The sequence below is a fragment of the Streptococcus symci genome (genome assembly GCF_006385165.1).
GTDB lineage: Bacteria > Bacillota > Bacilli > Lactobacillales > Streptococcaceae > Streptococcus > Streptococcus symci.
Genome location: NZ_VFJA01000001.1, coordinates 803,328 through 816,865, shown reverse-complemented (window position 1 = coordinate 816,865; position 13,538 = coordinate 803,328). Strand labels below are relative to the sequence as shown.

The 13,538-nt window shown below is 41.7% G+C and carries 15 protein-coding genes; 1 reads left to right on the top strand and 14 read right to left on the bottom strand.

The window, feature by feature from the left end; translation table 11 throughout:
• Positions 1-19: 19 nt before the first annotated feature.
• The 12 genes from FJN11_RS03965 to ybeY all read right to left on the bottom strand — a co-directional run bounded on the left by FJN11_RS03965 (position 20) and on the right by ybeY (position 9,064).
• Positions 20-157, bottom strand: a complete 138-nt coding sequence (locus FJN11_RS03965; RefSeq protein WP_125430341.1) for a type II toxin-antitoxin system HicA family toxin — start codon at positions 155-157, stop codon at positions 20-22.
• A gap of 271 nt (positions 158-428) precedes the next feature.
• Positions 429-1,289 carry an SAM-dependent methyltransferase TehB gene (tehB, locus tag FJN11_RS03960; RefSeq protein ID WP_140224119.1) on the bottom strand — a complete coding sequence of 287 codons (861 nt, stop codon included), beginning with the start codon at positions 1,287-1,289 and terminating at the stop codon, positions 429-431.
• A 14-nt stretch (positions 1,290-1,303) separates the two neighbouring features.
• Complete coding sequence (smpB, locus tag FJN11_RS03955) at positions 1,304-1,771, bottom strand: SsrA-binding protein SmpB (protein WP_001051750.1); 468 nt, start codon at positions 1,769-1,771, stop codon at positions 1,304-1,306.
• Positions 1,734-4,088 carry a ribonuclease R gene (gene rnr, locus FJN11_RS03950; RefSeq protein WP_140224118.1) on the bottom strand — a complete coding sequence of 785 codons (2,355 nt, stop codon included), beginning with the start codon at positions 4,086-4,088 and terminating at the stop codon, positions 1,734-1,736. Before rnr ends, smpB begins: the two co-directional genes overlap by 38 nt.
• A gap of 100 nt (positions 4,089-4,188) precedes the next feature.
• Positions 4,189-4,422: a preprotein translocase subunit SecG gene (gene secG, locus FJN11_RS03945; RefSeq protein WP_000282517.1), complete on the bottom strand. Its 234-nt coding sequence runs from the start codon at positions 4,420-4,422 to the stop codon at positions 4,189-4,191.
• A gap of 39 nt (positions 4,423-4,461) precedes the next feature.
• Positions 4,462-4,611 carry a 50S ribosomal protein L33 gene (rpmG, locus tag FJN11_RS03940; protein WP_001809104.1) on the bottom strand — a complete coding sequence of 50 codons (150 nt, stop codon included), beginning with the start codon at positions 4,609-4,611 and terminating at the stop codon, positions 4,462-4,464.
• On the bottom strand, positions 4,611-5,810 hold the full coding sequence (pmrA, locus tag FJN11_RS03935; RefSeq protein WP_140224117.1) for a multidrug efflux MFS transporter PmrA: 1,200 nt from the start codon (positions 5,808-5,810) through the stop codon (positions 4,611-4,613). Before pmrA ends, rpmG begins: the two co-directional genes overlap by 1 nt.
• Positions 5,797-6,402, bottom strand: a complete 606-nt coding sequence (gene coaE / locus FJN11_RS03930; RefSeq protein WP_125429979.1) for a dephospho-CoA kinase — start codon at positions 6,400-6,402, stop codon at positions 5,797-5,799. Before coaE ends, pmrA begins: the two co-directional genes overlap by 14 nt.
• On the bottom strand, positions 6,402-7,226 hold the full coding sequence (mutM, locus tag FJN11_RS03925) for a DNA-formamidopyrimidine glycosylase (protein ID WP_140224116.1): 825 nt from the start codon (positions 7,224-7,226) through the stop codon (positions 6,402-6,404). Before mutM ends, coaE begins: the two co-directional genes overlap by 1 nt.
• A 48-nt stretch (positions 7,227-7,274) precedes the next feature.
• On the bottom strand, positions 7,275-8,174 hold the full coding sequence (era, locus tag FJN11_RS03920) for a GTPase Era (RefSeq protein WP_140224115.1): 900 nt from the start codon (positions 8,172-8,174) through the stop codon (positions 7,275-7,277).
• 16 nt (positions 8,175-8,190) lie between these two features.
• Positions 8,191-8,586: a diacylglycerol kinase family protein gene (locus tag FJN11_RS03915; protein ID WP_000378165.1), complete on the bottom strand. Its 396-nt coding sequence runs from the start codon at positions 8,584-8,586 to the stop codon at positions 8,191-8,193.
• Positions 8,567-9,064: an rRNA maturation RNase YbeY gene (gene ybeY / locus FJN11_RS03910; RefSeq protein WP_000275156.1), complete on the bottom strand. Its 498-nt coding sequence runs from the start codon at positions 9,062-9,064 to the stop codon at positions 8,567-8,569. Before ybeY ends, FJN11_RS03915 begins: the two co-directional genes overlap by 20 nt.
• 104 nt (positions 9,065-9,168) lie before the next feature.
• Here ybeY and pavA point away from each other — a divergent pair, with 104 nt between their 5' ends.
• Positions 9,169-10,824: an Rqc2 family fibronectin-binding protein PavA gene (pavA, locus tag FJN11_RS03905; RefSeq protein ID WP_140224114.1), complete on the top strand. Its 1,656-nt coding sequence runs from the start codon at positions 9,169-9,171 to the stop codon at positions 10,822-10,824.
• Positions 10,825-10,856: 32 nt separating this feature from the next.
• Here the strand turns inward: pavA and deoD are convergent, their stop codons facing one another.
• Together deoD and FJN11_RS03895 are read right to left on the bottom strand one after the other, a co-directional pair.
• Positions 10,857-11,567, bottom strand: coding sequence for a purine-nucleoside phosphorylase (gene deoD / locus FJN11_RS03900; protein WP_000022080.1), 711 nt, complete (start codon positions 11,565-11,567; stop codon positions 10,857-10,859).
• A 685-nt stretch (positions 11,568-12,252) separates the two neighbouring features.
• Positions 12,253-13,536, bottom strand: coding sequence for a chloride channel protein (locus FJN11_RS03895; RefSeq protein WP_140224113.1), 1,284 nt, complete (start codon positions 13,534-13,536; stop codon positions 12,253-12,255).
• Between the last annotated feature and the right edge of the window lie 2 nt (positions 13,537-13,538).

The window sequence follows — 13,538 nt, the reverse complement described above, 5'->3', positions numbered from 1 at the left end:
TCCACAATTTCCAAATCAACTATAATCCCAAATCTTTTAATATTTTTCTCTCTAAACCTTTTCCTAGATCCTCATTACCGTGAACTGGAATAGTGACAAGATAGGGAACCCCTTCTTTCTTAAAATGATGATGACTTCCTCTCTTACATACTTCAATCCATCCATTTGCAAGAGCTAATACTCTTCGAAAATCAAATTCAAACTACGTCAGCTTCTCCTTGCCGTACTCAAGTACAGCCTGCGGCCAGCTTCCTAGTTTGCTCTTTGATTTTCATTGAGTATAATTTTACCATTTCCTTACCTGTGATTGGCATTCATAGTCACCTTTCTAGCTAAAATTATACTTATAATGCGTATTTTTGTCAATCCTTCTATCTTATCTATTCGTAAAAAAGAAAAAGATCAGGAAATTTCCTAACCTTCAATGTTTATTTAATTTTTTTAGCTAGCATGGTCGCAAAGCGTAGTTGAATACGATTGCCATTCTCATCGCGACGGTGCAAATGGCCTGGATTTTCATTGTACTTAACCAATTCCCAGTCCTTGTAATAGTCTGCCAATTCCCCTTCTTTAAAGGTAAATGGGAAGTTCACAGAGCAAGGATAATCCTCCGTGTCCATAGCACAAACGATAAGATTATAACCACCGACCGTGGTATGCTCCTGCATATTTTTGATAATTGCAGGAATGCGGTCTGCTTGCAAAAACATCAAAACAACTGTCGAAACTATGAAATCATACTCTTGTCCAATACTAGCTGAATTGATATCATAAAGACCAACTGGCATGTCCAGATCTTCTTGTTCCACAATGCTTTGCAAGATTTCAAGGGCCAGTTCATTTTGATCTACAGCTGTCACATCAAAACCATTCTGTGCAAGAAAGAGAGAGTTACGGCCCTGACCACAGCCCAAATCCAAGGCTTTCCCTAGTTTTACTGTCTGCATTGCCTCTAGGACCTCTGAATGAACAGGATTAGTATTGTATTTTTTAGGAAAATAATCCTCAGGTTTACAATAAAATTCCAAGTACCACTCTACATCATCTGTGGCAGCCTCCACTCGGTGCCAGACTTGTGGTTGTGCCATGGGATTGTCAGCCCCTGCTTCAAAGAGGTGCTCAGCTAAAACCTCACCATCTTCGGTCAACTCAATAAACTTGAGGGCTCCTTTTACAACTGTGATCTTGCCCCAAGTCCCGACCTTGGTATTGTGTTTCTGCTGGACAGCCTCTGGCATAGTTTGTTTATTCCACAAAGGCATGCGTTTATAGGCAACTAGTTTTTCCATCTTCATTCCTCTTTTTATCGCTGATTAACAGCTTTCATCACGCGCGCAATATCGCGATTCTGCTCACGACGTTTGATAGACTCCCGTTTATCATAGTCATGCTTCCCTTTAGCTAAACCTAAAAGGAGTTTAGCGTAACCATCTTTGATATAGACTTTAAGGGGAACCAGGGTCATTCCTGTCCCTTTGGTCTCTTGTTCCAATTTTTGGATTTGTTTCTTATGGAGCAGGAGTTTACGACGGCGTTCAGGTTCCTGGTTCCAGATATTTCCCTCTTCGTAAGGCGCGATATGAACATTGCTCAACCAAACTTCCCCATTTTTTACTTGGGCAAAGCCGTCCTTGAGATTGATTCGAGCAGCTCGCACACTCTTGATTTCAGTCCCAGTCAGGACCATCCCTGCCTCTAACGTATCTACGATAGTATAGTCGTGGCGCGCCTTTTTATTTTGTGCGACGACCTTTCCCTCGCCCTTTGCCATGCTTGGCTCCTTTCTTAGCTACTTCCTTGTAAAAAGGTTTCTTGCCCTTTTTCTTCTTGTCTTTTTGTGAATGCTTGCGCTTATCATTTGAGCGTCCTGATTTTCTCTTATCTTCCTTCTTATCTGAACGACGATTTGAACCACGCCCTCTGTCTTTGCGACCAGTTTGTTTCAAGCCTTTTTCAATCACATCAAACTCACTTGGGATATATGAGAAGTCAATTTCACCCGTCATCTTGTCGGCTCTTTCAACGCGAATACGAATCTGCTGACCTACACGGAAAGTTGTTCCTGATTTCTCTCCACGAAGAGTCAAATCACGTTCATTGAAATGATAAAATTCAGGTAGATTTGTGATGTGAATCAAGCCTTCAACTGTGTTCGGCAATTCGACAAAGAGACCGAATTTGACAATGCTGGACACAACCGCATCGTACTCTTCACCCACGTATTCTTCCATATACTCAGCCTTTTTCATGGCTTCGACTTCACGCTCAGCCTCAATGGCACGACGTTCACGGTTGGAAGACTGGGTCGCAATATCTGGAATCACTTGTTCAAAATGCTCGGCTATTTCTTTAGAACGGCCGTAATCACGAATCATACGGTGAACAAGAAGGTCTGGATAACGACGAATCGGACTGGTAAAGTGAGTGTAATAGTCAGCCGCTAGTCCATAGTGGCCGTGATTGTGCTCCGAATAGCGAGCCTGCTGCATAGAGCGAAGAAGCATCATGGACAATACATCCGCATAAGGTTCTCCCTCAACAGTACGCATGATGTCTTGGAGGGCCTCCTGGCTAATCTCACTGGCAGTCCCATAAATGCGCAATCCAAAACTCGAAGCATAATCAATAAACTTCTGAACTTTTTCAGCCTTAGGCTCCTCGTGAATTCGATAGATGAAAGGTAGCTCCAGCTTGCTGAAATGCTCGGCAACTGTTTCGTTGGCAATCAGCATAAAGGATTCAATCATGCGCTCTGCAACACCACGTTGTCGAAGGACAATATCCACAGGCTTCCCTTTTATATCCACTAAAATCTTAGCTTCACTCGTATCAAAATTCAGAGCTCCACGTTTCACACGCATGTTTTCTAGAGTTTCATGAAGCTTGGCCATGAGTTCGATACTTGGAACAATTTTCTGATATTCTTGTCTCTTTTCCTCATCGCCAGCTAGGATATCATTGACATCGCTATAGGTCATACGGAAGCTTGTCTTGATAACCGTTTGTGTGATGGTGTAGTTGACTACACGACCATGTTTATCAATCTCCATAATGGCAGACTGGGTCAGGCGGTCAACTTGAGGATTGAGGGAGCAGATGCCATTTGACAAACGCTCCGGAAGCATTGGCACCACGCGGTCTGTCACATAAACAGAAGTCGCACGATTAAGGGCTTCCTTATCAAGAGCAGACCCCTCGGTCACATAGTAGGAAACATCTGCGATGTGAACACCAAGCTCCAGATTTCCATTTTTCAAGGCCTTGATATGTACCGCATCGTCCAAGTCCTTGGCATCCGCACCGTCAATGGTAAAAGTAATCTCACCTCTCAAGTCCAGACGGCCTTCCATATCCTTTTGAGACGGAGCATCCGGCACACTTTCTGCTTCCTTGACAACAGCCTCTGGAAATTCTGAGACAATGTCCATAGACTCCAAAACTTCAAGAACATCAATTCCGACATCCGTTGAATGCCCTACCACATCGAGGACACTCGCAACAAAGAAATCATGTTTCTTGCTTGGGTATTTATCGATAAAGACCTTGAGAACTTCGGTTCCCTCTAGTTTAAGGGCTGGTTTTTTAACATAGATTGGTTGACTGATTTTCTGATTTTTTGAACGGATGTAACCCGCATACTTAGGTTTTTCCTGATCTAAAACGATTTGGCCGACAACTGTTGTCAGGCTGTGTTCTAAGATATCAATAATTTTGGCTTCTGCTGCTGTTCCCTTATTGCGGTCAGCGACTTTCTTGATGACGACCTCAACGATATCACCATCAATAGCATAGTTGACATCGTTTTTCCCTACAAAAAGGTCGTCCTCCTCACCTTCCAGACTGACAAAGCCAAAGCCATTTTTATGGGCATGAAAAATTCCCTTGAGAGTAATCTCGTGTTTTTTCTTGACTTCCAAGGTCAGACTTCCATCTTCTTCAAAGCGAATCTGGTGCTTTCTTTCCATTAGGGACAAGGTTTTAATCAACTCACGAAAATCCTTGGACCCGTCTTTTCCCAAAGCCTGAGCCAAGTCATTGACAGTCACCTTTCCCTTATCTTGCAAATATTCTTTTATTCTATCTTTCATATTTTCTTTCTAGATTTTTTATTTTCTTTTACTGTAAAACCTGCTCAAATATCCTTTAAAAATAAAAAGAGGCAAAGACCTAGTCCTGCCCATTATTTTCTTATCTACTTGATAATACCGTCAATGCTAAGGCAATGGCTAGCCAGAAAAAGACTAAAATCCCAGTCAAACGCTGCATTACAGCTTCAAAACCGCGTGCTTTACTGCGTTCAAACAAATCACCTGAGCTGGCATCAAATACATTGCTGGATTGGTTTTTAGTTGGTTGCATGAAAATCGCAATCACAATCACAACAGATAATACTAATAAAATGGTTAATAATAGGTTATACATATCAAACTCCTTAAAATCCCTATTATTTTACCATAAAATCTACTTAGATTCAAGATGTAGGGTTACTTTTCTTTCCTTGGGACAATACTTTAAAACCTCAATCTTGTCTGGATGGGTTTTTGAATTTTTACTGGTTAGGTAATTGATACTGCCACAAGAGGAGCATTTGAGATTAATTTTTACTCGCACTAGATTTCCTTTACTTTTAATAATGTTCGAAATTGAAGAAGGTTAAAGAGACAACTAAAGGCAACACAAAGGCTTGTCGCATAGAAGACTGCATGGTAGCCAAATTGTCCTGCTACTGCAGAACCTGCCATAGGCCCAACGACACCTCCCAGATAAAAGAATACCTGATTGAAGGCAAAGACCCTCGAAATACCAGTTTTGGGCGTCATCTTGCTTAGAAGGGCATTAACTCCGGGAATCAAGGCACCGGTTCCCAGGCCAAAGAGGAAACGATAGAGGCCTAGTTGAAGGGGACTAGAGGCATTAGCACAGAGGAGATAGATGATGACTGAATAAAACTGGGCTACAACCAAGAGGCGATGATTACCCACCTTGTCACCTAGCTTGCCCATGATTCCTGCACTCATCATGCTGGAAAAGCCCATACTGGATACAATCAAACCAGATACAAAAAGAAGATTCTCTGTCTGGCCTAAGTCGCGTACATAAAGTGCTAAAATAGGGCCAATTGATTGGGCTGAAAATTGGATGACAAAACTGGTCAGAAAGAGGTTGACCAAAAGATAGGGATATTTAACTGATGTAAATAATTCCTTTGTTGGGATGGCCTTTTCCTTGGCTACTGGTTGAAAATCTTCCTTGATAAAGAAAATAGTCAAAATAGCAGCTAAAAAGAGAAAACTACCAACCAGTAAAAAAACAGTACGAATGCCAAATAATTCTGCGATAAAGCCACCAATAAAAGGACCAGTTAGAGTACCTGCAACTACGCCTGTAGACAGAGTACCTAAGGCAGAGCCTGATTTCTCCTTGGGAACCTGACTGGCTATCAAAGCCGTTGCATTAGGAACAAAACCTGCAAATACACCATTTAATAAACGAAGAAAGATTAACCAATAAATATTTGGCACAAAAGCCAAGCCCCCCATAGTGATAGTCATGGCCAGACCAGCACGAATCATCATGGGTTTTCGACCGTATTTATCAGCAAGGATGCCCCAGATAGGAGAGAAAAGTGCCGCAGAAATGGCAGAGACAGAAATAGCTAAACCTGCATAAAAAGCAGCTTGATCACTCCCTACACCCAGATTTTCCACAAAGATGGGCATAAAAGGCACAACTAAGGAAATACTGGCTCCTGTCAGAAAATTACCAAACCAGGCAATGCGCAGATTATCCTTCCAGTTAATCTCTGTCATCTTCACTACCTCCCTCAAGCAGGGAGAAGACCTGAGTAAGAAGCTGGTCCTGATTGCCATTGTTATCTAGAACATGGCTGGCCAAATCTTTCTTTTTATCTAAAGGCCACTGGGCTGCCAGACGAAACTCAGCTTCATCTTTGGACAAGTGGTCCCTTTTCATTAAGCGTTCTACTTGGACATCTCGGTCCACATAGACTAACCAAGTCTCATCAAACCAAGAGACGTAGTCCTGCTCAAAAAGTAGGGGAATATCCATGAAGAAAATCTCTTCTGTCTGAGCCAACTGGTCTCTCAAAGTAGCCAACTCTTCACGAATAATCTCCCCTTGGGTTTGCTTAGACCATTCTCGCTCTTCAGAATTTGAAAAGATGAGACTAGCTAGGAGAGGGCGATTGAGTTCTCCATTTTCTAAGATAATTTTTTGACCAAAGTGCTGGACTAGAGCCTGAAACAAACGACCACCAGGTTTCTGTAGTTGGTGGACGACTGCATCGGCATCCACCACTTGAAAGCCTTGCTGTCTTAGAAAATTTGTCACAGTTGACTTACCAGAGGCAATGCCCCCAGTGATTCCAATGATTTTTCCCATCAGTCCCTCCTTTGACACTGAGGACAAAAATGGGTGCCTCGTCCACCTAGTTGAATTTTCTCAATGATGGTCCCACAACGTGAACATTCTTGACCAGCCTTATCATAGACCTGATGAAAATCCTGCATGGTTCCATCTTCCCCAAAGGCATTGGTATAGGTCCGAATGGTGGATCCACCTTTTTCAACAGCCTGTCCCAATACAGCAATGGTCTGGTCATGAATGGCTGTCGTTTCTGCTGCTGTCAAAGTCTGGGAAGGTCTAGCCGGATGAACCTGAGCTCGCCAGAGAACCTCATCCACATAGATATTGCCAAGGCCAGCTACCAAGGTCTGGTCTAGGAGATGGGATTTGATAGGCTTTTTAGACTTAGCTAGAGCAGCTTGAAAGACCTGCACATCAAAGTCTTGTTCGCTTGGTTCAGGTCCTAGTTTTTTAGAAAGAAAGTAGGCGTCTAAAAGGTCAGGAGCCAAGAGTTCCATAGTACCAAACTTGCGAACATCCTCATAAACAAGCGTGCCACCATCTTCAAACTGAAAGAAAACATGGGCATGCTTGCGTTCAGGAACCTGGTCTGGATAGTAAAAATACTTCCCCTCCATCCGCAAATGGGAAATCAAGACCTTGTCTGTCAGGTAGAAAATCAAATATTTACCACGACGTCCCATTGACTCAACAATCTGACCAGGCACTTCCTTTCGAAACTCGTCCAAATCTGTCTTAATCATCTTGGGATAGCGAATATCAATGCTAGAAATCTTTTTACCCAAAATCAATTTTTCTAAGCCACGTCGAACGGTTTCAACCTCAGGTAATTCAGGCATAAGTTCTCCTTCTGTAAAAACAAGAAGCAGGCATGAGCCCACCTCTACTTAGTATTCTTTTTCATTATAGCCAAAGTCAGCCAAATCTAGCTTTTTATCACGCCAGTTTTTCTTGACCTTGACCCATGTTTCTAGGAAGACCTTATCTCCTAGCATGAGTTCAATATCACGACGGGCCATGCTACCGATTTTCTTAAGCATAGCGCCACCTTTACCAATGATAATCCCTTTTTGACTATCTCGCTCGACCATGATGGTTGCACGGATGTGAACCTTGTCTGTCTCTTCGTCTCGTTTCATAGAATCAACAACTACTGCGACAGAATGCGGAATCTCTTCACGAGTTAGGTGCAAGACTTTCTCGCGAACCATTTCTGAAACCAAGAATCGTTCTGGATGGTCTGTAATTTGGTCAGACGGGAAATATTGGAAACCTTCGTCCAGATTTTCACTCAAAATATCCACTAGACGAGACACGTTATTTCCCTGAAGGGCTGAGATAGGAACAATTTCCTTAAAGTCCATCTGATTTCGGAAATCATCAATCTGAGATAAAAGCTGGTCTGGGTGAACCTTATCAATCTTGTTCACCACCAGAATAATAGGAACCTTAGCAGCTTTAAGGCGTTCGATAATCATATCGTCCCCCTTGCCACGCGCTTCATCAGCAGGCACCATGAAGAGAACAGTATCCACTTCACGAAGGGTGCTATAGGCAGATTCGACCATGAAATCTCCAAGAGCTGTTTTAGGTTTGTGAATCCCTGGTGTGTCGATAAAGACGATTTGTTCCTTATCAGTCGTGTAAATTCCCATAATTTTGTTGCGCGTTGTCTGCGCCTTGTCACTCATGATGGCGATCTTTTGCCCCATAACGTGATTTAAAAAAGTTGACTTCCCAACATTGGGACGTCCTAAAATGGCTACAAAGCCTGATTTAAAAGTCATAATTTCCTCTTACTGTTTAAAATATTAAGTCCCAGATTCGTGGGAGAAAAATCAATGCGCCTGTTAAGGCTGCGAAAAGAGAGACCACTAATACCGCGCCAGCTGCCATATCCTTGGCATTTTTAGCCAGCATGGAAAAGTGATAGTGACTGGCCAAATCCACCACATTTTCGATAGCAGAATTGATAATTTCAAAGGCTACTACCAAGAAAATGCTCAATAGGAGAAAGAGCCATTCGATTCGTGACACCTGAAAAACAAAACCTGCAAGAATGACTACAAGAGCCGTCACTGCATGTTTTCGCATATTGCGTTCTTCCTTGATAGCAGTAAAAATTCCTGTGAGAGCAAATTCTAAACTGGATATCAGGTCACGATTTTTCCATTTTCGTTTATTGTCTTGTGAGTCCATAGGCTGTCAAAATTTCTTCTTGTAAACCGAACATCTCCGCTTCTTCTTCCGGAGTGTAGTGATCATATCCGTTGATATGTAAAAAGCCGTGCACTGCCAAGAAGCCCATCTCACGCTCAAAGCTGTGCCCATATTCCTCGGCCTGCTCATGAGCCTTATCAATAGAGATGAACAGTTCCCCAATATAGGCATCAAACTCAGACATCATCTCTGCCAATTCTGGATTTTCAAGTAAATCCTCTTCGTCAAAGGCAATTTCCAACTCTGGCTTATATTCAAGGCTGATGACATCTGTCGGACGGTCTGTGTCACGGTACTCAAGATTGAGTTCATGACTACGTTCATTGGTCACAAAGGTAACTGCCATCTCCTTGTCTTCTTTACCTAATTTTTGGGCTGCAAATTCCAAAATTTCTTGGGTTTGTTGCAACATTTCTTTTGAAACTTGACCAGTTTCATCTACCATTTCAATATACATGTGCTTCTCGTTTCTCTTTATTTGGCTTTATTATACCACATTTCCATGATTTTATTCTACCTTTTTGATATAATACTATGGAATACAATCACAAGGAGAGAACGATGTCATTTGACGGATTTTTTTTACACCACATGGTTGAGGAATTGCGAAGAGAATTAGTGAACGGTCGCATCCAGAAAATCAATCAGCCTTTTGAACAAGAATTGGTCTTGCAAATCCGCAGCAATCGCCAAAGTCATCGTCTGCTCCTTTCTGCCCATCCTGTTTTTGGACGCATTCAGCTGACCCAAACGACTTTTGAAAATCCAGCTCAACCTTCTACCTTTATCATGGTTTTAAGAAAATATTTACAGGGTGCCCTGATTGAATCGATTAAGCAGGTGGAAAATGACCGTATTGTTGAAATGACAGTTTCCAATAAAAACGAGATTGGAGACCATATTCAGGCTACCTTGATTATCGAAATCATGGGTAAACACAGTAATATTCTACTGGTCGATAAAAGCAGTCATAAAATCCTCGAAGTTATCAAACACGTTGGCTTTTCACAAAATAGCTACCGTACCTTGCTTCCTGGATCGACCTATATCGCTCCGCCAAGTACGGAATCTCTCAATCCTTTTACGATCAAGGACGAGAAACTCTTTGAAATCTTGCAAACACAGGAAACGACAGCTAAAAATCTTCAAAACCTCTTTCAAGGTCTGGGACGCGATACGGCAAATGAATTGGAAAACATTCTGATTAGTGGTAAACTTTCCACTTTCCGTAACTTTTTCAGTCAAGAAACCCAGCCATGCTTGACTGAGACTTCCTTCAGTCCAGTCCCTTTTGCAAATCAGGTGGGAGAGCCTTTTACCAGTCTTTCTGATTTGTTGGACACCTACTATAAGGACAAGGCTGAACGCGACCGTGTCAAACAGCAAGCCAGTGAACTCATTCGTCGTGTTGAAAATGAACTTCAGAAAAACCGCCACAAACTCAAAAAACAGGAAAAAGAGTTACTGGCGACAGACAATGCTGAAGAATTTCGTCAAAAAGGAGAATTGCTAACAACCTTCCTCCACCAAGTGCCTAATGACCAAGACCAAGTTATCCTAGACAACTACTACACCAACCAACCTATCACGATTGCGCTTGATAAGGCTCTGACTCCCAACCAGAATGCCCAACGCTACTTTAAACGGTATCAGAAATTAAAAGAAGCTGTCAAATACTTGACTGATCTGATTGAAGAAACCAAGGCAACCATTCTCTATCTGGAAAGTGTGGAAACTGTTCTCAATCAAGCTGGGCTGGAAGAAATCGCTGAAATCCGTGAAGAATTGATTCAAACAGGTTTTATCCGCAGAAGACAGCGAGAAAAAATTCAGAAGCGCAAAAAGCCAGAACAATATCTAGCAAGCGATGGCAAAACTATCATCTATGTAGGACGCAATAACCTGCAAAATGAGGAATTGACCTTTAAAATGGCCCGCAAGGAAGAACTTTGGTTCCATGCTAAGGACATTCCTGGAAGCCACGTTGTCATCTCAGGAAATCTTGACCCATCCGATGAAGTCAAGACAGACGCGGCAGAACTAGCTGCCTACTTCTCCAAGGGACGTCTGTCAAATCTGGTGCAGGTTGACATGATAGAAGTCAAAAAACTCAATAAACCAACTGGTGGAAAACCTGGCTTTGTCACCTACACAGGACAAAAGACCCTCCGTGTCACACCAGACCCAGAAAAAATTGCATCCATGAAAAAATCCTGATTTTACTTAAAATCAGGATTTTCTTTTACATTTTACTCTGCAATTAAGGTTTCCAAGCCAACCTTCATCATATCAGTGAAGGTATTTTGGCGTTCTTCTGCAGTCGTGTCTTCATCTGGATTGACCAAACTATCAGAAATAGTCATGATGGCAAGCGCGTCAACATGGTGTTGGGCCGCCAGATAGTAAAGGGCTGCTGCTTCCATTTCCACAGCCTTGACTCCCCATTTACCAAGTTCGATGTTCTTTTCAAAGTAGTTTGAATAAAAGACATCAGAAGACAAAACGTTCCCAACGTGGGTGGTCATACCGAGTTCTTTGGCGATATGGTAGGCCTTGTCCAGCAAATCAAAGCTAGCGATTTGTGGGAAATCGTACTGTGGCCAGTCATTGCGGATGATGTTTGAATTGGTTGCAGCTGCTTGCGCCAAAACTAATTCACGGACGTGAACGTCTTCATTCAAAGAACCTGCTGTTCCCACACGGATCAATTTTTTCACACCGTAGTCCACAATCAACTCACGCGCATAAATCGAAATCGATGGCATCCCCATCCCAGTTCCCATGACAGATACACGGTGGCCCTTGTAAGTACCAGTGTAACCAAACATGTTACGCACTTCGTTAAAACAAACAGCATCTTCAAGGAAATTCTCCGCAATAAACTTCGCACGAAGAGGATCCCCCGGAAGAAGAATTTTATCAGCAATTTCACCCTGCTTAGCAGCAATATGGATAGACATAGTTAAGATATAAAGGGCGACAGAGAACAAAGTAAAAATAGGAAACTGACGAAGCATCTCAGATGCTAGACAGTTTATCTTTTTTACACAGTTCTCCGCCCGTATTCAGTTCAATGAATACAGTTAACCCATCCTTTCTTTCTTAATTTTGATGATATTGAGAAGCTTAGAACGGCTTTTATTCAAATCCGAACTCCCTTCTCTTCTGAGTTTTTAGAAAAGTTTTCCGCTCGTGTTCAAATCAAAACACACGCTCTACCTTTCTTTTTTTATATTCAGGATAGCGACAGAGAATAAAGTAAAAATAAGAAACTGATGACGCATCGCAGATGCTAAACAGTTTATCTTTTTTACACAGTTCTCCGCCCGTATTCAGTTCAGCAAATACGGTTCACCCATCCTTTCTTTCTTAATTTTGATGATATTGAGAAGCTTAGAACGGCTTTTATTCAAATCCGAATTCCCTTCTCTTCTGAGTTTTTAGAAAAGTTTTCCGCTCGTGTTCAAATTAGAACACACGCTCTACCTTTCTTTTTTTATTTTTATATTTCATAGCTAGTAAAAATCGGATTCAATCATGACTCCGATAAGCCTACTACATTTTTATTTAAAACAGTTATTGATAAATTGACAATAGTTTTTAATCTTTTAAATCAAATCTTTGATTAGAAGAAACGGTCGTTCTCTATCTTATTACTCTATTCTTTGACTTCTGACACAGTATGCTAGCCCAAGGAAAGCGGTCTAACATTTTTGCAAAGTCATAAGCTAGGAAAGCAGTTACTAAGAGATACGGAAGAGAATCTATATCTAGCCCAGTGAAACCTATAACTAATCCGGTTGCAGAAATAGGCGCCCTCAAGGTCACAGACAAAAAACAAACAGATCCCAAAAGTAAAACGGTTGACTGACTGTCCAAACCTAGAATCATGCCCAAGAGAGCAGCTCCAGCCATCCCCAAGGCAAAAGATGGCGTAAGAGTTCCACCATAGGCCCCTGCCCAAAGGATAATAAGAACGACCACTGCTTTTAGGAAAAACATGAGAAGTACTGTTTGACCACTGCTACCATTTAAAACTTCCTGAGCCATCATGCGTCCATTTCCAAGTAGATGTGGAAAGGAACTTGCAAGACCAACAAGAAAAAGAAAAGCTGAGGGCAATGTGAGAAGTATTCGTTTATCTTTTATTCTGTTTGAAGACGCTGCCTTACTTAAGCGACCAAAAAGCCAAGCTAGTGGGGTTAAGAAAAGAAGTAATAAGGGAATAATCCATATTTGCTTTAATGACCATGTGATGGCTGGAATCTGGTAGAGAGCCTGATCTGAAATAACCCATCCTGCTATATAGGTTGAGACATAGGTAGTCAAACCGACTAAGACAAATCGTTTAATAGATAGAGCAATTCCTAGGGTTTCAAAAACAAAGAAGACACTTGTTAATGGGACCTGATAAACAGCCGCTAAACCAGCACCAGCACCACAAGCAAGGAGAAAGATGCGATCCTTCATAGACAGTATACATATTTTGCCAATTGGTCCTGCAAATATAGTTCCAATCTCTCGTGGAGCAGCTTCTTTGCCAATAGGGGCTCCCCCTCCAACTGCAATGATCTGCCAAATTGAATGAAATAGCTGTCTTAAAAAATGAAGTTTGTATTGTGAAGTCTCATCCTTCATCTGAGCTTTGATGGAATAAATCTTCGACCTTTTTTGCAAGAAATACCAGACCAAGGATGAGCCAAGACCCACGATTATTAAACTTAATCCTATTCGTGAGGAGGAAACTCCATCTGTCAAAAATTCACTATGATGTTCTGACTGACCAAAAGCTAGACTCTCTACTATCTCTAAAAGATAATGGAGAAATATACCAGATAAACCCGAAACTATTCCTTGTAGAATTACTGCTATGAATAATCTAAAATTATAAGGGATTTTTCGAAAAATACTCCTCAATTCTATTAACATGA

Coding starts and splice junctions, on each gene's coding strand:
- tehB (WP_140224119.1), bottom strand. CDS start 1,289: ATGGAAAAACTAGTTGCCTATAAACGCATGCCTTTGTGGAATAAACAA.
- smpB (WP_001051750.1), bottom strand. CDS start 1,771: ATGGCAAAGGGCGAGGGAAAGGTCGTCGCACAAAATAAAAAGGCGCGC.
- rnr (WP_140224118.1), bottom strand. CDS start 4,088: ATGAAAGATAGAATAAAAGAATATTTGCAAGATAAGGGAAAGGTGACT.
- secG (WP_000282517.1), bottom strand. CDS start 4,422: ATGTATAACCTATTATTAACCATTTTATTAGTATTATCTGTTGTGATT.
- pmrA (WP_140224117.1), bottom strand. CDS start 5,810: ATGACAGAGATTAACTGGAAGGATAATCTGCGCATTGCCTGGTTTGGT.
- coaE (WP_125429979.1), bottom strand. CDS start 6,402: ATGGGAAAAATCATTGGAATCACTGGGGGCATTGCCTCTGGTAAGTCA.
- mutM (WP_140224116.1), bottom strand. CDS start 7,226: ATGCCTGAATTACCTGAGGTTGAAACCGTTCGACGTGGCTTAGAAAAA.
- era (WP_140224115.1), bottom strand. CDS start 8,174: ATGACTTTTAAATCAGGCTTTGTAGCCATTTTAGGACGTCCCAATGTT.
- FJN11_RS03915 (WP_000378165.1), bottom strand. CDS start 8,586: ATGGACTCACAAGACAATAAACGAAAATGGAAAAATCGTGACCTGATA.
- ybeY (WP_000275156.1), bottom strand. CDS start 9,064: ATGTATATTGAAATGGTAGATGAAACTGGTCAAGTTTCAAAAGAAATG.
- pavA (WP_140224114.1), top strand. CDS start 9,169: ATGTCATTTGACGGATTTTTTTTACACCACATGGTTGAGGAATTGCGA.
- deoD (WP_000022080.1), bottom strand. CDS start 11,567: ATGTCTATCCATATTGCTGCTAAGCAGGGTGAAATTGCTGATAAAATT.
- FJN11_RS03895 (WP_140224113.1), bottom strand. CDS start 13,536: ATGTTAATAGAATTGAGGAGTATTTTTCGAAAAATCCCTTATAATTTT.